The 20,581-nt window shown below is 65.9% G+C and carries 25 protein-coding genes; 3 read left to right on the plus strand and 22 right to left on the minus strand.

Annotated elements, in window-relative coordinates; translation table 11 throughout:
- Positions 1-12 precede the first annotated feature (12 nt).
- The 9 genes from H0B43_RS33120 to H0B43_RS33160 all read right to left on the minus strand — a co-directional run bounded on the left by H0B43_RS33120 (position 13) and on the right by H0B43_RS33160 (position 9,061).
- Complete coding sequence (locus H0B43_RS33120) at positions 13-1,269, minus strand: MSMEG_0569 family flavin-dependent oxidoreductase (protein WP_185724093.1); 1,257 nt, start codon at positions 1,267-1,269, stop codon at positions 13-15.
- Positions 1,266-1,571, minus strand: a complete 306-nt coding sequence (locus H0B43_RS33125) for an MSMEG_0570 family nitrogen starvation response protein (RefSeq protein ID WP_185724092.1) — start codon at positions 1,569-1,571, stop codon at positions 1,266-1,268. Before H0B43_RS33125 ends, H0B43_RS33120 begins: the two co-directional genes overlap by 4 nt.
- Complete coding sequence (locus H0B43_RS33130; RefSeq protein ID WP_185724091.1) at positions 1,564-2,505, minus strand: carbon-nitrogen hydrolase family protein; 942 nt, start codon at positions 2,503-2,505, stop codon at positions 1,564-1,566. Before H0B43_RS33130 ends, H0B43_RS33125 begins: the two co-directional genes overlap by 8 nt.
- On the minus strand, positions 2,502-3,932 hold the full coding sequence (locus tag H0B43_RS33135; RefSeq protein ID WP_397517503.1) for an MSMEG_0567/sll0787 family protein: 1,431 nt from the start codon (positions 3,930-3,932) through the stop codon (positions 2,502-2,504). The genes H0B43_RS33130 and H0B43_RS33135 overlap by 4 nt, the downstream gene beginning before the upstream one ends.
- A gap of 19 nt (positions 3,933-3,951) precedes the next feature.
- Positions 3,952-5,013 carry an MSMEG_0568 family radical SAM protein gene (locus H0B43_RS33140; RefSeq protein ID WP_185724090.1) on the minus strand — a complete coding sequence of 354 codons (1,062 nt, stop codon included), beginning with the start codon at positions 5,011-5,013 and terminating at the stop codon, positions 3,952-3,954.
- Positions 5,014-5,024: 11 nt separating this feature from the next.
- Complete coding sequence (locus tag H0B43_RS33145; protein WP_185724089.1) at positions 5,025-5,549, minus strand: MSMEG_0572/Sll0783 family nitrogen starvation response protein; 525 nt, start codon at positions 5,547-5,549, stop codon at positions 5,025-5,027.
- A 984-nt stretch (positions 5,550-6,533) separates the two neighbouring features.
- Positions 6,534-7,877, minus strand: a complete 1,344-nt coding sequence (locus H0B43_RS33150) for a permease prefix domain 1-containing protein (protein ID WP_185724088.1) — start codon at positions 7,875-7,877, stop codon at positions 6,534-6,536.
- Positions 7,877-8,239, minus strand: a complete 363-nt coding sequence (locus H0B43_RS33155; RefSeq protein WP_185724087.1) for a PadR family transcriptional regulator — start codon at positions 8,237-8,239, stop codon at positions 7,877-7,879. Before H0B43_RS33155 ends, H0B43_RS33150 begins: the two co-directional genes overlap by 1 nt.
- Positions 8,240-8,320: 81 nt before the next feature.
- Complete coding sequence (locus H0B43_RS33160) at positions 8,321-9,061, minus strand: SDR family oxidoreductase (RefSeq protein WP_185724086.1); 741 nt, start codon at positions 9,059-9,061, stop codon at positions 8,321-8,323.
- Positions 9,062-9,240: 179 nt separating this feature from the next.
- Between H0B43_RS33160 and H0B43_RS33165 the strand changes: the two genes are divergently transcribed.
- Positions 9,241-10,068, plus strand: a complete 828-nt coding sequence (locus tag H0B43_RS33165; RefSeq protein ID WP_185724085.1) for an NADPH-dependent oxidoreductase — start codon at positions 9,241-9,243, stop codon at positions 10,066-10,068.
- Between the two features lie 26 nt (positions 10,069-10,094).
- On the opposite strand, the gene H0B43_RS33170 is transcribed toward H0B43_RS33165, so the two are convergent.
- The 11 genes from H0B43_RS33170 to H0B43_RS33220 all read right to left on the minus strand — a co-directional run bounded on the left by H0B43_RS33170 (position 10,095) and on the right by H0B43_RS33220 (position 16,137).
- Entirely contained in the window at positions 10,095-10,427 is a 333-nt protein-coding gene (locus H0B43_RS33170) for a gas vesicle protein K (protein WP_185724084.1), read from the minus strand.
- The gene (locus H0B43_RS33175; protein ID WP_185724083.1) at positions 10,420-10,629 is read right to left on the minus strand and encodes a gas vesicle protein; all 210 of its coding nucleotides are present in this window, start codon (positions 10,627-10,629) and stop codon (positions 10,420-10,422) included. The genes H0B43_RS33170 and H0B43_RS33175 overlap by 8 nt, the downstream gene beginning before the upstream one ends.
- Positions 10,630-10,633: 4 nt before the next feature.
- The gene (locus tag H0B43_RS33180; protein WP_185724082.1) at positions 10,634-11,413 is read right to left on the minus strand and encodes a GvpL/GvpF family gas vesicle protein; all 780 of its coding nucleotides are present in this window, start codon (positions 11,411-11,413) and stop codon (positions 10,634-10,636) included.
- The gene (locus tag H0B43_RS33185) at positions 11,400-11,792 is read right to left on the minus strand and encodes a gas vesicle protein (protein ID WP_185724081.1); all 393 of its coding nucleotides are present in this window, start codon (positions 11,790-11,792) and stop codon (positions 11,400-11,402) included. Before H0B43_RS33185 ends, H0B43_RS33180 begins: the two co-directional genes overlap by 14 nt.
- Positions 11,789-12,079, minus strand: a complete 291-nt coding sequence (locus H0B43_RS33190; RefSeq protein WP_185724080.1) for a gas vesicle protein — start codon at positions 12,077-12,079, stop codon at positions 11,789-11,791. Before H0B43_RS33190 ends, H0B43_RS33185 begins: the two co-directional genes overlap by 4 nt.
- 6 nt (positions 12,080-12,085) lie before the next feature.
- Positions 12,086-12,337: a gas vesicle protein GvpG gene (locus H0B43_RS33195; protein ID WP_185724079.1), complete on the minus strand. Its 252-nt coding sequence runs from the start codon at positions 12,335-12,337 to the stop codon at positions 12,086-12,088.
- A gap of 3 nt (positions 12,338-12,340) precedes the next feature.
- Complete coding sequence (locus tag H0B43_RS33200; protein ID WP_185724078.1) at positions 12,341-13,129, minus strand: GvpL/GvpF family gas vesicle protein; 789 nt, start codon at positions 13,127-13,129, stop codon at positions 12,341-12,343.
- On the minus strand, positions 13,129-13,539 hold the full coding sequence (gene gvpJ, locus H0B43_RS33205) for a gas vesicle protein GvpJ (protein WP_185724077.1): 411 nt from the start codon (positions 13,537-13,539) through the stop codon (positions 13,129-13,131). The genes H0B43_RS33200 and gvpJ overlap by 1 nt, the downstream gene beginning before the upstream one ends.
- Entirely contained in the window at positions 13,536-14,693 is a 1,158-nt protein-coding gene (locus H0B43_RS33210) for an SRPBCC family protein (RefSeq protein WP_185724076.1), read from the minus strand. The genes gvpJ and H0B43_RS33210 overlap by 4 nt, the downstream gene beginning before the upstream one ends.
- Positions 14,694-14,698: 5 nt before the next feature.
- Positions 14,699-15,415 (minus strand): hypothetical protein, encoded by a 717-nt coding sequence (locus H0B43_RS33215; RefSeq protein ID WP_185724075.1) that lies wholly within the window; start codon positions 15,413-15,415, stop codon positions 14,699-14,701.
- Positions 15,416-15,750: 335 nt separating this feature from the next.
- A complete protein-coding gene (locus H0B43_RS33220; RefSeq protein ID WP_185724074.1) occupies positions 15,751-16,137 on the minus strand; it encodes a hypothetical protein in 387 nt (128 codons plus the stop codon).
- Between the two features lie 579 nt (positions 16,138-16,716).
- Between H0B43_RS33220 and H0B43_RS33225 the strand changes: the two genes are divergently transcribed.
- A complete protein-coding gene (locus H0B43_RS33225; RefSeq protein ID WP_185724073.1) occupies positions 16,717-16,923 on the plus strand; it encodes a hypothetical protein in 207 nt (68 codons plus the stop codon).
- A 41-nt stretch (positions 16,924-16,964) separates the two neighbouring features.
- Here the strand turns inward: H0B43_RS33225 and helR are convergent, their stop codons facing one another.
- Positions 16,965-19,133 (minus strand): RNA polymerase recycling motor ATPase HelR, encoded by a 2,169-nt coding sequence (gene helR / locus H0B43_RS33230; RefSeq protein ID WP_185724072.1) that lies wholly within the window; start codon positions 19,131-19,133, stop codon positions 16,965-16,967.
- A 303-nt stretch (positions 19,134-19,436) separates the two neighbouring features.
- Between helR and H0B43_RS33235 the strand changes: the two genes are divergently transcribed.
- Positions 19,437-19,895 (plus strand): TIGR03618 family F420-dependent PPOX class oxidoreductase, encoded by a 459-nt coding sequence (locus tag H0B43_RS33235; protein WP_185724071.1) that lies wholly within the window; start codon positions 19,437-19,439, stop codon positions 19,893-19,895.
- Positions 19,896-20,156: 261 nt separating this feature from the next.
- On the opposite strand, the gene H0B43_RS41930 is transcribed toward H0B43_RS33235, so the two are convergent.
- Positions 20,157-20,420, minus strand: coding sequence for a WhiB family transcriptional regulator (locus H0B43_RS41930; RefSeq protein WP_185950102.1), 264 nt, complete (start codon positions 20,418-20,420; stop codon positions 20,157-20,159).
- Positions 20,421-20,581 lie beyond the last annotated feature (161 nt).

The following is a 20,581-nucleotide window of genomic DNA, read 5'->3' on the forward strand; positions in this document are numbered from 1 at the left end:
ATTGTCACGTCCTCAGGCTAGTGAGGACACGGGTGGGTGCACACCTGCCTCCAATTCGAGGCGGTCGGCCAGGTACTCGGCGTCGCGGGCCACCCCGGCGAAGCGTCCGGAACCCCAAGTGTGCTGCCACGGCAAGCCGAGGAAGAACAGCCCCTGAACCGTGGTCACGCCGCGGTTGTGGCACGGGTGCCCCTCGCCGTCGAACACCCCGGCGTGCAGCCACCGGTAGTCGGTGCGAAAACCGATGGACCACACCACCGACGTGATCCCGGACGATGCGAGCTCGAGCGACGTCGTCTCCTGCACGGGTCGCCAGACGGGGACGTACCGGTTCTCGGTAGGGGCGTCGATGCCGGCGCGTTCGATGTAGGCGTCGATGGAGTCCTTGATGCTCTCGGCCACGGCATCGGCGGCATCGAGCGACGACTGCAGGGTGGGTGCGAACTGCAGGGTGCCGTCGACCACCTCGAGCAGGCGCCCATACAACTTCATACCCTGCAGGGCGAATGCACGCAGATCGATGTCCCGCCCGCCGTCGCGCCCGGTGACGTAATGGTTCGTGTTCTCCCGCTTGGCGAGACCACCCGGGTGATCGGCGATCGAGACGTCATACGTGCCCATGTCGTGCAACCACGCCACGCAGTCCCGCCCACGGTAGAAGCGAGCCACGCGAGGCGCGCCACCCGTCACCAGGTGCACCGTCCGCCCTGACAGCATGAGGTCCTCGGCGATCTGTGCGCCCGATTGGCCGTTGCCGACGACGAGGACGCCGCCGTCGGGGAGTGCGTCCGACGACCGGTACTGCGAGGAGTGGATCTGCTCGATCGTGGCGGGCAGGCGTTCGGCGAACCGCGGGATCACCGGTGTGTGGTAGCCACCGGTCGCCACCACCACCTGGCCGGCGTGCAGCGGACCCTGTGTGGTGTCGACGTCGAAACCACCATCGGCCGACTGGTGCACTGAGGTGACCGCGATACCCTCGCGGACGGGTACCGCGAAGGTGTCGGCATAACCGCGGACAAAGTCGTAGGTCTGCTCCCGGGTCATGAATCCGTCGGGTTCGCCGCCGGCGTAGGAGTAGCCGGGGAGGTTGCATTGCCAGTTGGGGGTGACCAGTGTGAAGTTGTCCCAGCGGCTGTCGCGCCATTCATGGGCGATCGTGTCTCGTTCGAGGACCACGTGGTCGATGCCGCGCCGGACGAGGTGCCAGCTGATCGACAGGCCGGCCTGCCCGCCGCCGATCACCACTACGTCGTGATGCGTCGTCATTGGATACCTCCGGAAATGGTGTCCGGAGTCATCGACAGCACTCGGACGGCGGATGTGGGGGAGTAGGCGACGCTCGCCTTCTCTAGTTCGTGGAGTTGCTCGGCGGCCGAGGTGCAGTACATGCCGAACTTCGCCTTGACGCGTTCGCTGGCCTCGGTGAGCGCGGTTCGTGTGCGCTCGAGGAAGTCGGTGACGCTGTACTCCTCGCCGGCGGTCAGGTAGTCGTGGATCACCAGGGAGGGGGAATAGCAGGACTGTTCGTGTCCGTCCGGCCATTGCACACGGAAGGTCATCTCAGGCATGGGCCGGTTCCTTCCGGAAGATGGCGGGGCGTTGTTCGGGGGTCAGCAGGGTGCCGGTGACGCGGTTGTCCGCTACGACGTCGCCGTACACCGCGGGGCGCCGGTCCCGCAGGTTGTACATGCCGCCGCTGCGGATGGCGGAGATCTCCGCCTGCACATCGAGGTTCGCTGTCGCGAGCCCGGGTCGGGTCCCGGTGTCGGCGAGGACATCGCCGCCAGGTCCGACGATTTTGGCGCTGCAGACGAACCGGAGCGATCCGAAGGTGCCGGCCTGGTTGGAGGCGACCCAGACCACCTGGTTCTCGGTGGCGCGGGCCCGGTCGTAGATGTCGAAGCGTTGCTTCCACCTGTCGTTGGCCATGTTCTCCGCCGGGGCCGTGCGGGCGGTGGGCCACGCCGACAGGGAGGTGATGATTTCCGCTCCGTCGAGGGCGAGGGTGCGGGCGGCTTCGGGGAACGCCTTGTCGTAGCAGATTTGCATCCCCATGCGGCCGACCGGAGTGTCGAAGGCCTCGTAGGTGTCTCCTGCTGCGTAGCAGAGGTTCTCGCCGAGCGGCTGATGCACCTTGCGGTACGACCCGAGGATGCCGTCGCCATGGAGTGTGACGGCCGCGTTGTACCGGGTGGCGCCGTCGGCCTCACAGAATCCGAGCGTGACCACCAGATCACCGGCCATGTCGATCACGCGGCGCAGTTCCGGGCCGTCCACCGCGAGCGCCGGGGGGAGTTTGCGGAGGCGGCGTTCGCGTTCCTCCTCGGTCTCGTCGCCGCCACCGAGGCTCGGCAGATAACCTCCCAGGCACGCTTCCGGGAGCACGAGTAGCGCGCTTCCCGCCGCTCGCGCCTGTTCGATGAGTCTTGCGATGGTGGCATAGCCCTGTTCCATGTCGCGGCCGAATTCGGCGGCTGCGACGGAGATCCCGATCTCGGTCATGCTTGTCCCAATCCCGTGACGGTGGAGTGCACCGCACGTGTGATCACACCGTCGGGCCAGCGGAGGCCGACCCCCGGTTCGGTAGTCAATTCGCCGCACACCGCGGAGGTGGCGGGCGCTGGAGTAGTCGTGTCGGTGCGGCCCGGCCGGTCGGCGGTCAGCATCCCGAACCCGGGGAAGCACGTGAGCCAGTCGCCCATGGTGGCCGTCGTCGGTTTCGGAATCACCGCCACGTCGAGTACGGCACCGGTCCCCGAGGCCTCGGCGAGCATGCCCGCGGTGCCGGCGATGCCGGCCATGCTGACGTCCTTCGCGGCAGCGGGACGGGCACGGCGCACGAAGGATCCGAGCGAGAGCAATTCCTCGGAGCTTCGCTCTGAGGTCGAATCCCATTGAGCACCGGCGTACCCGGGTCGCCAGTGTCCGGACAGATCCGCGGTCAGGCGCAGCGCATCTCCGGTGCGTCCGCCGCCGGCGGGGACCGGATCGGTGGTGCGGCCGAGCGCGGTGACCGACAAGGCGGCCGGGACACCGACTTGGGTGTGCCCGCCGAGTACCGGCACACCCCACATGGCACTGGCTCGGCCCAGACCGCGCATGATCCGGGTCAGGATGGACTGGTTGGGCGCACCGACGGCGTCCAGGAGCCCGACCGGTTCCGCGCCCATCGCTGCGAGGTCGTTGAGGTTGACCAGTGCCGCGCACCAGCCGGCCCACTCCGGGTCGCGTTGAACCATCGCCGGCAGGATCGCATCACAGGCTGCGACCACGTCGCTGCCGGGCACGGGGACACCGTCGTCTCCGCGAAAGCCGTTGCCGCCGAGAGCGCCCGGCGCGGCTGCAAGTGGAAGCAATGTCTGGGCGAGGAGCGCCTTGGTCGATCGGGTAAGTCGCTCGATGCGGTCGATCGGCCACCGCATCGCCACGTGCGGCTGGTCCGCGACGGTGACCTCGGCGATCCGTTCCCAGCCGAGCCGGATGAACATCGGTTCCATCCGGGACTGCACGGTGGCATCGAACCGCAACACCCCCTGCGTCTCGGCGTACGCGCACGCAGCGCGGACGAGCGCCTTCCCGATACCGAGACCGGCCCGGGCACGCCGGTCGACGACGAGCCGGCTCCCCGCCCACCAGCCGATATCGGGGCCGCCCCCGACCGGGGCCAGCCGGACCCCGCCGAGCACCGTCCCGTCGTTGCCCGTGGCGACCAGGACGACGGTGCGCGGATCGTCGTCCACGTCGTCCCGATCGTGACCGGCGAACAGCCCCTGCTCGGCCACGAACGTCTCCCGGCGTAAACCGTGATAGGTCGCGAGCGCTGCGGCAGAATCGGCGACCTGAACCAAGAACGACGCCCGGGTGACGCTCGGTGCCGGCCCGGTCAGAACCTCGAGATCCACCGGCCCGGCGGTATCGAGCCCGTACAGCGAACTCATATCGAGCATGTCAGCCTCCCGCATTCTGAAGCACGCTGCAGGCCCCACACGCCGCGCATCCGGCCTTCTGGTCCGCCCCGCGCATCCCGGCGGCGCGCAGCGCCTTTGCCACGCGCGTCGTGACGTCCTCGAGGAGCGCCGCACTCGGTGCCGGGGCACCGTCGACATCGACGGCCAGGGTCCCGGCGAGCGGGCGGAACGGAACGACGAACGGGTACACGCCCATTCCGATCAACTCCTCGGCACCGGCGACCAGATCGTCCGGGTCCTCACCCAGGCCGACGAGCAAATAGGTCGACACCTGATTGGGGCCGAACACCCGCACGGCCTCACGCCACGCCGCCCGGTATTCGTGCAACGGCACCGTCGACTTTCCCGGCATCCACCGCCGGCGAACGCCGTCGTCGAGGGACTCGACGTGGATGCCGATGGAACCCGCACCGGCCGCGTGCAGGTCGGTGATGGTGGCCAGGTCGCCGGGCGGCTCGCACTGCACCTGAATCGACAGGTCCGGTACGACCGCCTTCACGGCGGCCACGCAGCGGGCCAGGTGCCGCGCCCCACGATCCTTCGCCGCCGAGGTGCCGGTGGTCATGATCATCTGACTCACCCCGTCGAGCCGGACCGCGGCCTCGGCCACCTCGGCGAGTTGCTCGGGGCGCTTGACCGCGATGGTCGCGCCGGCCTCGAGCGACGCCTCGATCGAACAGAACCGGCACCGCTGATCCGTGTCGTACCGGATGCAGGTCTGGACTACGGTGGTGGCCAGTACGTTCGAGCCGTGCAGCCGGGCGATCTTCTCGTACGAGATCCCGTCGTCGGTGTGCAGGTCGTAGAACCGGGGACGTTTGACTGGCTCGATCTCGACACCCATGTCGGTCCCGTTCATCAGCAACCGGTTGCCGCTGACCTCGTACGGACTGTCCGATCGGATCGGGATTGCACCCCCGAATCCGCCGATGAGGACGTGGCCGTCGTCGCTGGGACCGGCCCCCGACCGCCGGGAGACTGGTGCGTCGAGGCGGCGGATCCCGCGGACGGCGAGGTCGACGCGAGTTGACAGACCACTCATGGGGTTACACCTCAGACCATGTAGGTGGAGTTGATGATCGCGCCCTTGCGCGAGTAATGGATGATCGCGTCCTGCACGTCGAGCGGATGAGCCGGAATCGCTCCCTCGATGAGGTCTTCCTCCCGGTGTCCGTGCAAGGCGAGTCCGAAGCGGCACACGAACACCTTGCCGCCTTCCTTGATGAAGGTCGCCAGCGCGTCGTTGATGTTCTGTTCACCCGGGAACCCGTTGTCACCGGTGGTCGGGAAGCCGCGAGTGGCGATCGCGTTCATCGCTCCGGTCCCGTAGAAATAGATGGCCGACTCGAATCCCTTGCGAAGCGCTCGGGTGGCCTGCAGGACGGCGACGAAGCTCACCGACGATTCATGAGCGATGCCGTGGACCAGGGTGAAGTAGCTCTCACCGTCCTCGGCCTTGTAGTCTGGGAAGATCTTGGTCGACCCGTAGATGTTGGTGCCCTTAGGTAAGGCGGGATGGGGGATTTCCGCGAGGGACTTCTCGATGTTGGCTGTGATCGTCTGGTCGATATCGGACACGGGCTGCTCCTCGGCATGAGTGGTCTCGAGTAGGATCGGAGCGGGAGTAATTCCCGACCTGTTTGCTGAAACCAGTACACGCACCACGTATTTCGCAATGGTTGCCCGAGGAATAACGTCGTGTTTCGTAGCCCTCACGGGGGACCGAAACCCGTAACACGCCCGTAGCATGAGGGTGCTTCGGTGGGGCGCGCTGCCGATCGTGCAATCCCGCGAGTTGGCAACGAGCACAGGTCCCGGCCGCAGGATGGTGGAGTGCTGGTAACGCACTTCTCGGCTGGAAACGACGCGTCCCGTGTAGGACTTGTGAACGCCGGGTCGCCTCGGTCGGCAAGCATGGCCGTTGCCAGATGGAGTGCGCACTCCCAGGGGCGAGGCCGCAGGGAATGCGTGCCCTATAGGGGCTCGGGCGCTTCGACGATCTTGTCCGACCGCAATAGCCCTGACCTGAACACGCGCCCGCCCAGGGGTCGCGTACACACACCCGGCGCCCGTGGGACCGATGGAGTGGGTCCTGGGGCGGCGGTGTCAGCCTCAACGCGAGTCGGGTCGGAAGGCGGGTGCGGGCAACAGTTTTCGCACCATGGCCGCCTCGGCCCGGGCAGCGCGGATGTCGACCTGGTGGCGGCTCCATGAGGTGCAGGTGCCGCCCAACATGCAGCTCGGACGGCACCTGCACTCCACCCCTCGCGCGATCGGCCCGTGTGCCCGGGCGTTCGCGTTGTCATGTGACCACCATGACGAGGCAAACCCTACCAGTAAACCGTCCACATGGTTTGTTTTGCTACTGGTGGGGGAGTGGGGTCGCGTTGCGGGTGTCGAGAATCGCCGTCATGACCGCTATTTCATTGCTCTGCTCACGGATCATCCGCATCCGGACGATCGGCATGGCGACACCTCCGAACCAGACGGTCTGGATTATCTCGGAGAGACTAACAACCAGTACTCGCGTTCACACACAGATTCGCCAACTCCGCGGTGCGCTCATACGAAGTCGAACAACGGTGGAAGGACACCGACCATCAATGCCGCCCACAGGCCGAAGACAGGGAGGTAACGGGTCTGCCAGCGGTCCGCGGCACTGAAGGTGCGACGGCCGCGGAGGAACCCGAGAATCAGATGCGCCGACCAGCCCAGGTTGACGAGGAGGATCAAATTCATTCCGAGTGCGGCGACCTTGTTCGGAGTGACGCCGAACTCGGCGATCCGGGTGAGCATGGCGAACAACATGATCAGGTCGACCGCGAGCGCGCTCACGACGAGCACGAGTTGGAGACGGTCGAACAGATCGGGCGGGAGGGCGGGGTCACGAGCCGAAATCGCGTACAGCAGAAGCCCCAGGACGACGACGAGTATGAGATCCATCAGGATCAACAGATGCCGGTCGACGTCGACGACGCTTTCGGTCGTCGCGAACGCCACGAGCAGCACCAGCAGCATGAGGATCGTCAGTGGTGTGAACACCCGGGTGAGGACCGGGGCGATGTTCTCCACCACGTTCTGTTTCGCTTCCACGAGCCAGGCGGCGACGACGACCGCACCCGGAACACCGAACGGCAACACCCAGTCCTCGGCGAACCACTCGGCGCTCAGATCGAGGGCATTGAAAGCCCCGATCGTGAGACCGATGAGGACACCGCCGCCGAGAGCGAGGAGCGTCAGGTAGACGACCCACTCGCCGGTGAACCGGATGAAGTCCATTCGCCGTCGGTCCGATCGCCAGCGGCCCCCGACGTAGGCGAAGCCGACCGCGAACCACAACGCGATCGGTGCGTGAATCGCCGCGATCACCTCGGTCGACCCGTTCGCCGCGAACGGAAAGACGTTCAACAGGACGGCCGCCAGGGCGAACGGGACCAGAAGAATTGCGGCGATGCGGGCCGTCATCTGCCGCTTCCAGGCGAAGTATCCGGCGAGGAACGGCAGAACGAACAGGCTGACATTGCGCGCGAAGGTCCGCTCTCCCAGTACGGACAATCCTGCTTTGAAAGCGAGGGCTGCTCCGACGGCCAACGTGAGCACGACGAACAGTTCCCGTGTGGGGCGAGCGCCGCCCTCCGGTACGGTCGGCATCAGGACGAGTTGCTTCCACAGCCGATCGGAATGCTCCCGCGCGAACTCGCGGGAGATGTCGTCGACGTTGCCCATGCGTTTGACCGCGACCAGGAAGGCTTCGTCGGATTTCAAGCCCGCGGCGGACAGATCCGAAATCTGGCCGCGCAGATGGTCTTCCATCTCGTCGGTGTCGGCGGCGGATATCGCGCGACGGCGCTCGACGTAGCCCCGCCATTGTCCGATCTGCGATTCCAGTTGCTCGTCGGTGTCCATCACGACCATCCTTCGGCGGAGGCGGGGGGCAACTCGACAGCACGCCATACCTGGCTCAGAGCGTCCGCGACGACGTCCCACTGCGCGCGGCGTTCGGCGAGGACCTCCCGGCCCGCTGTCGTGATCGTGTAATGCTTGCGTCGTCGTCCGATGTCGGAGGTCCCCCACGAGGCCGACACGTATCCCAGCCTTTCCAGGCGATGGAGCAGGGGGTACAGCATGCCGTCGGTCCACTGGATCCGTCCGTCGGACAGGTCATTGACCCGTTTCACGATGGCATATCCGTAGGACTCCCCGTCCGCGAGGATTCCGAGCACGAGCGGTGTCGCCGAAGCCGCCACCAAATCCTTCTCGATATACATAGAACGCCTATCCCTAGATCTGCTAGCTATGAACGTAGCAGATCCTGCCCTCGAACCATCGGCATCTCCGTGCTCTGCGACTCAGCCGCGGCCGACGAACGGCATTCGAGAGGCCATGATCGTCAGCGTCGGCACCGTGACGTCCAGGGGAAGATCGACCAACCGGGTGACCGCGTCCGCGACGTACCGCGGATCGAAGGTGGGTTCGGCTCGCACGGACCCGTCGGCTTGGCGGGCGGAGTGGCCGATTCCGGCGGTCATGGCGGTGTCCGCGTTCCCGATGTCGATCTGGGTGCAGCAGATGTCGTGGTCGCGTCCGTCGAGTGCGATCGACTTGGTCAGTCCCGACACTCCGTGTTTGGTGGCCGTGTAGGCGACGCTCGCGGGCCGTGGTGTGTGCGCGGACAGTGAACCGTTGTTGATGATGCGCCCGCCTCGCGGTGTCTGCGTCTTCATCATCCGGACCGCCTCCCGCGAGCAGAGGAAGACTCCTGTCAGATTTGCGGCAATCGTCCGGTCCCAGTCTTCCGGTTCGATCTCGTCCACCGCACCGGAGGGGCCGAAGGTTCCCGCATTGTTGACGAGGACGTCGACGCGACCGAAGCGGTCGGCCACGACGACGAAGAGTTCGTGCACCGCGTGTGGTGACGACACGTCGGAGGGTGCCACGACCGCGCGTTCGTGGCCGCGCGCTGTCTCGTCCAATGTTGCCCGGGTTCGTCCCGCCAGCACCACGTGGTGGCCGGCCTCGAGCAGTCCGGTCGCGATGGACCGCCCGATGCCCGAGCCTGCTCCCGTCACCACGACGACTCGTTCCGTCACGTGCCCTCCTCGGTCGATCGTTGTCTTCGCGAAACCACCGAATTGTCGCCGATCGCCGTGTTGAATGCGGCCATTCGGCCGGCGGGTTCGCGGGGCACTCAGGAATCCTCGCGGTGCACTCAGGAATCACGGTGCGCCTAACCCTGGAGTGACAGACGGCGGTCGGCTTTTCTTTCCCGGTGACCATCGCAGACATCGCACCCCGCACGGCGCTCCAGCAGCGCTACTGGGACGCCGCCCTCACCGAACCCGCGCAGTGGAACCCGGTCCTGGAAGCCCTGCACACGCACCGCTCAGTCCGCCGCTATCTGCCCGATCCGCTCGCGGACAAGACCCTCGAGGTCGTCGTCTCGGCGGCACAGTCTGCCGCGACGTCGTCGAATCTCCAGGCGTGGAGTGTCGTCGCGGTCCGGGACCCCGACCGCAAGGCTCGGTTGGCCGCTCTCGCGGGCGACCAGGCCCACATCGTCGATGCTCCGGTCCTGCTGGTCTGGCTCGCCGATTTCGCCCGTGTCCGTCAACTCGCCGACGACCGCGGTGCCCCGGTCGAGGGAGCCGACTACCTCGAGAGCAGCTTCATCGGGGTCATCGATGCCGCCCTCGCGGCGCAGAACGCCGTGACCGCGGCGGAGTCGCTCGGGCTGGGAACGGTCTTCATCGGCGCACTCCGAAACAAGCCCGAAGAGGTCGCGGCGGTACTCGGTCTGCCGCCTCACGTGTTCGCGGTGTTCGGTCTCGTCGTCGGGCACCCGCATCCGGATGCCGACGCGCAGATCAAACCGCGTCTACCGAGGGCGGCGGTGTTGCATCACGAGACCTACGACCTTCCTGCCCAGCGCGACCATGTCGACGCCTACGAGGGGCGCATCGCTGCCTTCTACGCGGCGCAGGGTCTCGACCATTCGTGGATCGATCGGGTCCTGGATCGACTTGCGTCCGCCGCGCGGCTGAACGGCCGGGATCGATTGAAGGAGTCCTTGATCCGGCTCGGATTCCCGCTTCGCTGACGGTGTGTCGGGGCCGCCGGTGCGAGCTATTCGTTCGACAGCAACGGGCCCAACGGCCCGAGGTCGATGTTCAGGTCTTCGGGTGTGAGATCGAAATGGTCACGCAATTCTGCCATGCGTTCCTCGAGCAGCATGAGCGTTGTGCCGATGCGTTCGATCTGCTCGTCGCTGAGATCACCGTGCTCGACGCGGCGGAGCGCCTGCCGTTCCATCAACTGGCGTAGGAGTTCGACAAGGGTCAGCACCAGCGTGACCAGGCCGCGTTCGACGGATTCGGGGTCGGCGTCGATCCGTTGCGGCAGAACCCGGCGGCCGAGGTCGTCGGGTGCATCCGATGCGGTGGAATCGGACTCACTCATCGGAGGGATCCTCGCCGACGGGGTCGGGGACGAGGGCACTGACCGATGCGATGAGTGTGCGCAGCGAGATGCGGACCATGTCGACGTCGGCGAGCGACAGGGTGATCTCACCGGTGATGACGACACCACCGCCGAGAACCCGGTCGAGCAGGTCGACCAGCGCGATACGGCGAGTGTCCTCCGCGGGCACGATGTCGCTCACGGGCTCACCCGTCGATCCCCGCGAAGGAGTACGGCGGCCACGGACCGGTCGATTCCAGTGTGACGCCGGGACGTTCGGCGTCCAGGGTCGTGACGAGCGTTGTGAAGTCGTCGACCCGTTCGTCGTCGACGAGGTAGGTGCCGTTGAAGATCATCCAGGCCCTCTTGCCGGTCAGCACCGGGTCGGTGACCTGCCGGCGCAACCCGTCGACGGCACGCTCGAGGAGCGCGGCGTGAATCTCCTCCGCATAGGCTGCGGCCTTGCGTTCGACGTCTTGCTGCGCGCTCAGTTCGGCACGACGCCGCAGCAGATACGCGGTGCCCTTTCCTGCCGAGCCCGTCGGGGACGGTTCCGATTTTACGTTCTGCGCCAACGCCTTCGAATCCGCATACGCTTTGACCCCCCACTCGCTTCGCCCGGTCACCCGGCGCAACGTTGCATCGAACTCCTTTTGTCGTTGGTCGAGGAGCAGCCGAACGCGGTCGTCGTCGAGGTACAACGTTGCCAATCGCAACGGAAGGGTGGGACCGCAGCGCAATACGGCCGCCACCACGGCGTCGTGTGCTCTCGCCGTCGCGGCCAGCCAGTCGAGGTCCTCGAGGTTGCGCTGCAGAGGTTCCTGCCCGAATTCGCCGAGGCTGACCGTTCCCACCACCGCGACGAGACCCGCCGAGGCCACCGCCCGGACCGGCTCGCCGGCCACGCCGGTGACACCGGCGAGTTGTGCGTCGCCGGTGTTTCCTGTGGTGATGCTGTACAGCCACACACCGTCATTCGCGGTCATCGCCGCGCTCCCGCTCCGACTCCACCTCGACCGTGTCGGCGGCCTCGACGGCAGGACGCACCGATCTGTCGGACTCGAGTTCGGCGATCCGCTCCCGCAGCTTCCGATTCTCGAGTTCGACGTCGCTGTTCCTACCCGTCAGCCAGGGATCGTGTTCCCACCAGTCGATTCCCACCTCCTTCGCAGTTTCCAGCGAGGCGATCACCAATCGCACCTTGATGGTCAGCAGTTCGATGTCGAGGAGGTTGACCTGGATGTCGCCGGCGATGACGAGTCCCTTGTCGAGCACCCGCTCGAGAATCTCACCGAGATTCGTCGATTGGTGACCGCCGCTCACACCCTGTGGAAGGTTGCTCGTACCGCCGCCGGCGATGGTCATGACTGCGTACTCCCGCTGTCACCGACACCCCGGATGTAGCGGCGGGTTCGGCGGTAGGACAACAGTTCTCCGTCCATATCCAGCACCACCTCGTACAGCGCGAGCATGTCGGTCGACGACGGGATCCGGCGATCTTCGACCACCTCTACTTCCACCGACCAGCCGTCGTCGGTCGGCATGACCGACGTCGCACCCATCGGCTTCTTGCCGGTCAACTTCGCGATGTCACGCGTCGCGATTTCGGCAATCTCGGGCGCAGGCAACGGAGGAGGCTCCTCTTCGGCCATCGCGTATCACCCCTTCTCCGGACTGGTGGGCGGTCCCGTTCCGGTCATACGGTCGAGGATGGCCTGCTGTGCCTGCTCCTCTTCCTCGGCCGTGATCTCGCCCGCCGCCCGGGCATCCTCCAGTTCCTCGAGGGCGCGGCGCGCACTCGCGGGATTGTGGAGTTCTTCCTCGACCTGTTGCTGTATCAACTCGGCCAGCGAGATCACGCCGCGAACGGGGGCGAGAGGCAGCGTGGCGATGAAGGACAGCAGACCCATCGGTCAGCCCTCCGGCTTCTGCGTCACCACGAAGTCGTAGGCGGCGAGAGGTCCGAGCAGGCGCATCTCGACCCGGCCGTCCCATTGTTCGGCCAGTCCGCCCACTACCTCCTCGAGTTCTTCCTGCCGGGCGACCTCGACGAGAATGGCTACCTGCGCAGCCTCCTCTTCGTGAGTCGGTTCCCGGACGTTGATCGCATCGGTGAGCGAGTCGAGTGCCTCGACCACCGTGCGGGTGTCCTCGTCCCGCTTGGCCTCGATGGCGTTGCTGACGATCTCGCCGAGTGCCATCCGTGCGTCGCGGGTGGCCTCCTCGGGCTGATCCCGAATCGTGCCGAGCAGTTTGCCGGCCTGGTCGTTCTCCTCGATCACCTCGCGAAGGATCGCCTCCTCGACGTACCGTCCCTTCACTACATACTGTGCCCGACCTTCGAGTTCATTCAGCGCGGACGCGAATTCGTCGGCATGCGCCGACAGCAGTTCCTCTTCGACGGCGTCTTCATCGGTCAGCACTGCCCCAAACCGCAGGGGGAGCACCGGTGCCACGCGGGATGTGCCGTCGAGGAGGTGTGCATGGGCTTGGAGGTCCGCCGGCTTGCCGAGCGGCCTGTCCACCGAGATTTCGCTCACGAGAGCGGCGATGTCGCCGTGCTTGATGATGCTGACCGGTCCGTCACACACCCCGACCGCGTCCTCCTCGGCTTCTACATCCGCAGGTACGATCCCGTATACATAGATACCGCTGGTGCGCGGGTCTTCGGGTGCATCGTCGGTCTTTTCTGACGCAGACATTACTTGTCCCCTCGAGTGGACTTCCGTGAGACGCGCTCGCGTTCAGGCTCTTCCTGCCCGCCGCCGAGGAAGTCGCCGAGTTTCTCACTCGCGGACTCGAGCGCGCCCTTGGTCTTCGCTTTCGCACCGCCCTCGGTGACGTCGCCGACCAGGTCCGTCAGACCCTTCGGTTCGCCGCTGCCGATCTCGAGCCTGTTTACGGCCTCGGCGAACCGTAGGTAGGTGTCGACACTGGCGACGACGACGCGCGCGTCGATGGTCAGCAATTCGATGCCGACCAGCGACACGCGCACGTAGGCGTCGATCACGAGGCCTTTGTCGAGGATGGTGTCGATGACGTCGGCGAGGCTACTGGAGCTCGGGCCCCCGCTGACTCCGCCGCCACCCCCTGCCGGTTGTATTGCCGTCATCGTCGTGCACCCTGCCTGGCGCCGGACGCCGCGGTCTTACGCGGTCGGCCGCGCCGTTTCGGAGCTGTCTGCTCCTTGCCGGCGGCCGCGGTCTTGCGCGGTCGGCCGCGCCGTTTCGGCGGTGCCTCCTCTTCGGGCTCCTCCTCGTCATCCGGCTCGGCAGACTCGTCCTCTGCTGCTTCCGGCTCTTCGTCCTCGGCCGCCTCGTCACCCTCTTCGGTTTCGTCTTCGGCGTCGCCCGCGCCGTCACCCTCTTCGGTGTCCTCGAACTCCTCCGATTCCTCCGACTGCGCCTCGTCGTCCTCGGGTTCGACCACCTTGCCGTCCCGGATCTCGCCGCGCCAGCCCTCCACCTCGTCGGGATGAAGTACGGACTGTGTCATGACATGGCGTCCAAAGTGCTTCAACTCCAACCGCACTCGACGTCCCTGTGCACGCCACAGGTTTCCAGTCTTCTCGAACAAGCCCTTCGGGTGATATTCGAGTATCAGAATGATTCGGGTGAGGTCGGGGGTCACTTCGTGGAACGTCACCGCACCGTCGACAAAGCCCTTGGCACCCTTCGAGCGCCACACGATCCGTTCGTCGGGAACCTGCTCGAGAATCGATGATTCCCAGGTTCGGTGCGACAAGAAGATTTGCGCCTTCCATTCGATTTTCTCGTCGGCTTCTTGCTCCACCCGCTCGACCTTCTTCATGAAGGACGGGAAGTCGGCGAACTGGGTCCACTGGTTGTAGGCCAGTTGGACCGGGACGCCGACGTCGAGCGTTTCGACGATATTGGTCAACTTGAGCTTCTTACCCTTGCCGCCGCCCTTTCCACCGCCACCGGTGACTGCCTCCTTGACGTCGCCGGCCTTGTCCTTGACCATCTGCTTGGCGCCCTCCCAGCCCTCGCTCACCGCAGATTTGATCGGTGACTCACCCTCCGCGAGTTTCTCGGAGCCGGTGACTGCGGCGAGCAGCCCGCCTCCGCCACCCTCGGCGTAGTCGGTGAGTCTCCCCGACGCATTCTGCACCTTGTCGGAGACCGATGAGAGTGCCTTGTCAGCCATCGTGCCGACCAATTTCTGCAGGGCCTCCTGCAACACGCCCGACGATCCGTTGCCGTCACCCGATGTGGATTCTCGTAGCGTGCTCGCGGCGTTCGTCATGATGCTCACCGTCCTCCGCGTCGGACGGGCGCGGAATCAGTCGTGGCCTTAGCCCGTGTCCTACGACCCCGAGCAGGGGCTTCTTCGTCGTCCTCGTCGGTCTTCTTGCTCCGTGACCGACTACTCGGACGGGAGCTGCCGCTGGTGGAATTCCGACGACGCGCGGCGGGCCGCTTGCGTGGGGCCGGCTCCTCGTCGTCGCCTTCCTGCTCGCCGGGTTCCTCGAATTCGTCCTCTTCGTCGGCGTACTGTTCGTCCGATTCTTCGTCCGCCGGCTCTTCGTCCACGTCGGACTCGTCGTAGTCCTCGTCCTCGGACTTACTGCGTCGCTTCCGGCCGATTTTAGTCACTCTGCCGAGCTTGCCGACCGAGTTACCGACGCCGCCGACGGTGTCGCCTACGGTCTCGCCCACGTCGTCGACGACCTCTCCACCACCTGACATCAGTCGGTTGTTGAGCGAATTGATGCGCTGGCTTGCGGCGGTGACCGCAGCGGCCTTCGCCGCGCTGACCAGCTCTTCGCGAACCGAATCACTGATTTTGGCGAACTCGGGGGAGCTCGCGAGCATTTTCGTGCCACGTTCCAGCAGGTCGCGCGGACCGCCGGGGAAGCGCCCGGTTGCTCCCGCAGCTGCGAGCATCAGCGCCATTTTCATCCTGTGTGTGCGTCCGAGCATGTATCCCGCGCCGACGGCCAATGCCACCTGACCTTTGGTCTTCATCGTCGAACCCCTTTACCGAGTAGTCACCGGCGCACCGCTCGCCATCCTCGGCAATGTGTCGCAGGACCATCCTCGGCAATGTGTCGCAAAACCGTGCGTGGTAAGTGGCGCCGTTTGTGGACTACCCCAGCTGCGGGACACTCAACCAGCACCGAGAAATTCGACTCACTCGACCGAAGGCCGTGACCGCTCCGGGTCCCGACATGGCCGACGGCGATCGCGCTGCGCCATTTCCGGATCAACTATCCGGCTGCTATGTGCTCGTCGTCGGCCGGGACGCGATTCGCTTGAATTCGAGCATGAGTGTGGTTCAACAACTCTCGTCGGATCTCGGGTCACTGCGCGGCGGCGCGAACCGCCGCGACCAGCGCAGCGACAATGAGCACCAGCAGGAGGACCACAAGCAGCACGGGTGCGAGAAGGAGTGCGAGGACCAGAAGGAGAACGAGGCCGACCTTGGCCTTGCCGCTCAACCCGGATATCAGGGCCTTGGTCGCGGCCCACACCGGATTTTTCCCCGTCAGGGCGGCCCGGATGCCCTCGATTACGGCTTTGGTCCCGGCGTCGCTCTTTGCGGCCGATGCGACGAAGGACTTCAACCATTTCTCGGCCTTCTGGAAAATGTCCTGAGTGACAGTATCGGCGCGGTCACGCACCGCGTTTGCGATTCTGTGGACGTGGGATTTCAGCCATTCGATGATGGCCTCGACCGAGCGCGACACCAGCTGGCGCGGGGGATCGGGAGGATCTCCCTTGTCGGTGCGTTGTGACGGAATTTCCGGCCCACGCGTGCGGGTCGGCGCGGTGGCCCGCGGGTGCGCAGATGCGCGGGGTCCGTCGTCTCGCGGAGGCTTGCGCGCCGTCGGCTTCGTGGTGGTGGTCTGCTCCCGCTCGCGTTCGCGAGACTCCGTCGCGGTCGAGGCGGCCGGACGCCTGGGTGGCAGCGGGCGCCTCCGCGGGAGCCGCCCCGCGACGGTGTTGCACGGCGTGGTCGTTCGTGTCGCCTTTGTCGCCGACCGGGTCGGCGCAACGGACTTCGCGGTTTCCTTTGCGCTGCCACTATTGCCGGTTTCACGATGGGAGCGAGTGCTTCCGCGGCCAGGCCGGACCGGCGCAGTCCTGCCGCTCGCCCGCAAACGTGTACCCATATTCTGCAATTACCCCGCGGACAATTCTCGAAACCGAGGAGTTACGCGGGCGCTCACGATGTCGGCGTCGGATCTGGAACGAAGGGCTAACGAAGGGCTTTCGAACGGTGCGCCGCGGCCCGGAACGGGGGAGACTGGAACCAGGAGGACGTCATGCGGGTGCTACGTGGACTGCTCGAGACAGTGCTGGGACTCGTCACCGCCGTGCTCGGCACGCTGCTGGGAATCGTTGCGGCCGTGGTGTGGCTCGTCGGTCTCATACTGTGCGTGACGATTCTTCTCATTCCTCTGGGCCTTCCCGTCATGAGGCTCGCTCGTCGCCTGTTCACCCTTGCCGGGCAGCTGATGCACCTCCCCTGAAACGCAGGTCGACTGCTCGAACGAAGTGCAGTTTCTCCCGGTTACACAGTCATGTCCGCGGAACTTGTGAGGATGACGAGCTGTCCGGTCGCCCGCGTCATGGCGACATACCGGTCGACCGCTCCCTCGACACCTGTGCCGAAGGACTTCGGGTCGAGGAGGACGACGAGGGCGAATTCGAGGCCCTTCGATAATTCCGGGGTCAGCAACCGGACGCGGGACGTCGCCCGGAACGTCGACTCTTCGATGCCGCCGGAGCCGATGACACAGGCGATTCCGTCGGCATGGCCGGCAAGCCACGTGTCGAGAATCTGTCCCAGATCCGACGCAGGTCCGTGCACGACGGGGACACCGCCGCTGCGGACGGAGGTCGGCACGTTGGCATCCGGTAGCACGGCCCGGATGACCGGTTCCGCTTCCGTCATGATTTCTTCCGGCGTGCGGTAGTTGATGCTCAGTGCCGCCAGGTCGATCCGGTCGAGCCCGACCCGCTCGAGTCGTTCCTGCCACGACTCCGTGAACCCGTGCCGGGCCTGGGCTCGGTCGCCGACGATGGTGAAGCTGCGGGACGGGCAGCGGACCAACAACATCTGCCACTCCGCATCCGTGAGCTCCTGAGCCTCGTCCACGACGACGTGCGCGAACGGTCCGGCGAGCAGATCCGCTTCCGTGCCCGGCAGAGCGGATTCGTCGACCAGCGACTGCTGCAGGTCCTGGCCCCGCAGCATCGACATCACGAGCAATTCGGAGTCGTCGGCGGCGATCAGGTCGTCGACGACACTGCTCATGCGCGCGCGTTCGGCAGCGACCGAGGCGTGATACCGACGTTGACGCCGGGACGCCTCGGGGTCACCGAGCCGCTGCCGGGCCGCGTCCAGGAGCGGCAGGTCGGACACCGTCCAATTCTGGGCGTCCGTGCGCTGGAGTGCGCGCACCTCGTCAGCGCTGAGCCACGGCGCGCACTTGCGGAGGTAGGCGGGCACCGACCACAGGTCGCCGACGAGGTCGGCAGCCTCGATCATCGTCCACGCGTTGTCGAGGGTTGCGCGCAATTCGTCGTTCTGCAGCAACGACTTCCGGATTTGGGCCGCCGGAACGTCGCCGTCGTACTTGTCCAGCAGGATCGTGAGCAGCAGCTCCCAGACCTGTTCGCGCGCTTCGTTGTGCGGAGTGCCGGGCTCCGGTGCTTCGAACGCCTCGGCCCAATCATCGGGGTCCAGCCAGATGTCGGACCAGTCGGTGGCGACAATCATGCCCGTGGAGGGTGGTTCCTCGTAGAAGGCGACGGCTGCGTCGATCGCCTTCACCAGATCCGCGGACGATTTCAGGCGCGCCACCTCCGGGTCGTCCTCGATCCGGGCTGCGGCGCCCTCGGCGACGAGGTCCCGCAGGGTGCAGAGCTGCACGCCCTCCTCGCCCAGACTCGGCAACACGTCGGCGACGTACGCCAGGTAGGGCTCGTGCGGACCGACGAACAATACGCCGTGCCGAAGTAGAGGATCGGAGTAGAGCAGATACGCGGCGCGGTGCAGCGCGACGACGGTCTTCCCGGTACCCGGACCGCCGTCGACGACGAGGGCGCCGCCGGAGCCCGCGCGGATAATGGCGTCCTGGTCGGCCTGGATGGTGCCCAGTACATCTCGCATCCGGGTCGAGCGATTGCTGCCGAGGCTGGCGATGAACGCGGATTGGTCATCGAGCGCGGCGTTCCCGTCGAACCCGTCCGCGGTGAACACCTCGTCCCAGTAGTCGCTGATCCGGCCGCGGGTCCAGCGGTATCTGCGGCGGCGTTCGAGGCCCATCGGGTTGGCGTGGGTCGCCCCGAAGAACGGCTCGGCCGCGGGGGAGCGCCAGTCGACAAGCAACTGGTTGCCCGCGCTGTCCATGAGGCCGAGGCGCCCCACGTACATCGGTTCGAGGGTGTCGGCATCGACGATATGTCCGAGGCAGAGGTCCAAACCGAAGCGGCGCAGGGCGCGCAGCTGAGCGGTCAACTGGTGGACCATCATGTCCCGCTCCATAGCTTCCTGCCCCAGGCGGCGGGGTGCCCTGCGTTCGACATCGATGCGGTCGGCCAGATCGGCGATGGACTCTTCGAGGCTTGTCGCGATCGCCGCGAAATGGCGCTCGTCGTCGGCGATCAGCGCGGGGTCGGCCTTGGGGGTGAGGTTTGCAGGAAGGTCGAACGCGCTGGTGGTCAATGGGCTCACGTCAACGGCTCCGATCTGATGTTCGTGCTTGTGGATCCTGTTCTCGACGTCTTCATGCGACCCATCCGTCCGCAACGACATACGCAATTCGTCCACTCCCATTTCCGTCGGTTCCGGCTTCGGTCCGACGATTCTGCGGCACGACCCGGGCCTTGCCGCAAGGCCCCCGGTGCGATATAGATTGAAAGTGGAAGAGAGGTGTACTCCTTCCGTTCATCGTCCGATTCGGTCGCCCACTGCCCACGAAGCGCTTCGGAAGTTCGCTCGCCTCCCGCGAGCAGAGCACAAAAGGGAGGTCACCCGGTGCCTACTCTTCAGGACGCCTTCGGGCTCGCTCGTGCCGATCAAGGGTTGGCAGTAGTTGCCACCCTGCGCGCCGACACAACCATCCAGTCGAGCGTGGTCAATACCGGCATCCTCGCGCATCCCGTCACGGGCGAGAGCGTGCTGGCCTTCGTTGCGCTCGGCAAGGTCAAGTTGGCCAATCTTCGGGCCCGTCCCCAGGTGACGACGACTTTTCGCGATGGCTGGCAGTGGGCCACTGTCGAAGGTCGTGCGGAACTCGCCGGTCCGGACGATCCTCAGCCCTGGCTGGATTCCGAGCGGTTGCGGTTACTGTTGCGCGACATCTTCGTCGCGGCGGGCGGAACCCATGACGACTGGTCGGAGTACGACCGTGTAATGGCCGCAGACCGCCGAACCGCGGTGTTCGTCCGGCCCGATCGCATTTACAGCAACCCGGCGCCGGCGAGCACGGATTGACAACAGACCCTCCTCGGAAACGGCGAGACGGATTCGTGTCGTAGGTGCGAGGTACCTTCGCGCTGCGACGAAACAGGTCGCCACTCACTCCGTCGACCTCCGAGAGATCCAGGCTCGGAGGGATACGAGGTGCAACTGCACCTCGTATCTGAGTGAGTGGCGACCATTTTTCGGCCCTCCGTGCGTGTTCACGGAACTTTCGGCAATTCCCGCTGGGGGAGTGCCGGGGGTCGGCGCCGGGCGCGGGTGAATGGGCGCGTGTCAGTGTTGGCCGCGACGGAGTGTGCGAGTGTGCCGTCGGCGGTCGGCTTCGGTCATACCACCCCAGATTCCGTAGGGTTCGCCGTTGCTCAAAGCGTGGTCGCGGCACTGGGCGAGGACAGGGCAGTCGTGACAGATCTCTCGGGCGCCCGATTCGCGTCGGGCCCGGGCAATACCGCGTTCTCCGTCGGGGGAGAAGAACACGGACGATGCGACTCCGCGGCACGCGGCGCGGATCTCCCAATTCCCGGGGCGGGTGCAGATGACGTAGTCCGGTGTCGGTGGGTAAGTGTCGCGCGGGGGCACTGCCGTTCCTTTCGTCCCGAAGAGTGGAACCCGTGAACAGATCCGCACGCCAGGAAAACCGATGGTGATGTCGTTCGTGTGCTGCTTGTCGGCTACGCCTCGTACCAGATAACAAACCG

Origin of the sequence: Rhodococcus sp. 4CII, assembly GCF_014256275.1 — a bacterium.
GTDB lineage: Bacteria > Actinomycetota > Actinomycetes > Mycobacteriales > Mycobacteriaceae > Rhodococcus_F > Rhodococcus_F wratislaviensis_A.

Bases quoted from the DNA above. Each gene is read 5' to 3' on its own strand.
- H0B43_RS33120 (WP_185724093.1), bottom strand. From the start codon at position 1,269: ATGACGACGCATCACGACGTAGTGGTGATCGGCGGCGGGCAGGCCGGC.
- H0B43_RS33125 (WP_185724092.1), bottom strand. From the start codon at position 1,571: ATGCCTGAGATGACCTTCCGTGTGCAATGGCCGGACGGACACGAACAG.
- H0B43_RS33130 (WP_185724091.1), bottom strand. From the start codon at position 2,505: ATGACCGAGATCGGGATCTCCGTCGCAGCCGCCGAATTCGGCCGCGAC.
- H0B43_RS33140 (WP_185724090.1), bottom strand. From the start codon at position 5,013: ATGAGTGGTCTGTCAACTCGCGTCGACCTCGCCGTCCGCGGGATCCGC.
- H0B43_RS33150 (WP_185724088.1), bottom strand. From the start codon at position 7,877: ATGGACACCGACGAGCAACTGGAATCGCAGATCGGACAATGGCGGGGC.
- H0B43_RS33155 (WP_185724087.1), bottom strand. From the start codon at position 8,239: ATGTATATCGAGAAGGATTTGGTGGCGGCTTCGGCGACACCGCTCGTG.
- H0B43_RS33170 (WP_185724084.1), bottom strand. From the start codon at position 10,427: ATGAGTGAGTCCGATTCCACCGCATCGGATGCACCCGACGACCTCGGC.
- H0B43_RS33180 (WP_185724082.1), bottom strand. From the start codon at position 11,413: ATGACCGCGAATGACGGTGTGTGGCTGTACAGCATCACCACAGGAAAC.
- H0B43_RS33185 (WP_185724081.1), bottom strand. From the start codon at position 11,792: ATGACCATCGCCGGCGGCGGTACGAGCAACCTTCCACAGGGTGTGAGC.
- H0B43_RS33190 (WP_185724080.1), bottom strand. From the start codon at position 12,079: ATGGCCGAAGAGGAGCCTCCTCCGTTGCCTGCGCCCGAGATTGCCGAA.
- H0B43_RS33195 (WP_185724079.1), bottom strand. From the start codon at position 12,337: ATGGGTCTGCTGTCCTTCATCGCCACGCTGCCTCTCGCCCCCGTTCGC.
- H0B43_RS33200 (WP_185724078.1), bottom strand. From the start codon at position 13,129: ATGTCTGCGTCAGAAAAGACCGACGATGCACCCGAAGACCCGCGCACC.
- gvpJ (WP_185724077.1), bottom strand. From the start codon at position 13,539: ATGACGGCAATACAACCGGCAGGGGGTGGCGGCGGAGTCAGCGGGGGC.
- H0B43_RS33210 (WP_185724076.1), bottom strand. From the start codon at position 14,693: ATGACGAACGCCGCGAGCACGCTACGAGAATCCACATCGGGTGACGGC.
- H0B43_RS33215 (WP_185724075.1), bottom strand. From the start codon at position 15,415: ATGAAGACCAAAGGTCAGGTGGCATTGGCCGTCGGCGCGGGATACATG.
- H0B43_RS33225 (WP_185724073.1), top strand. From the start codon at position 16,717: ATGCGGGTGCTACGTGGACTGCTCGAGACAGTGCTGGGACTCGTCACC.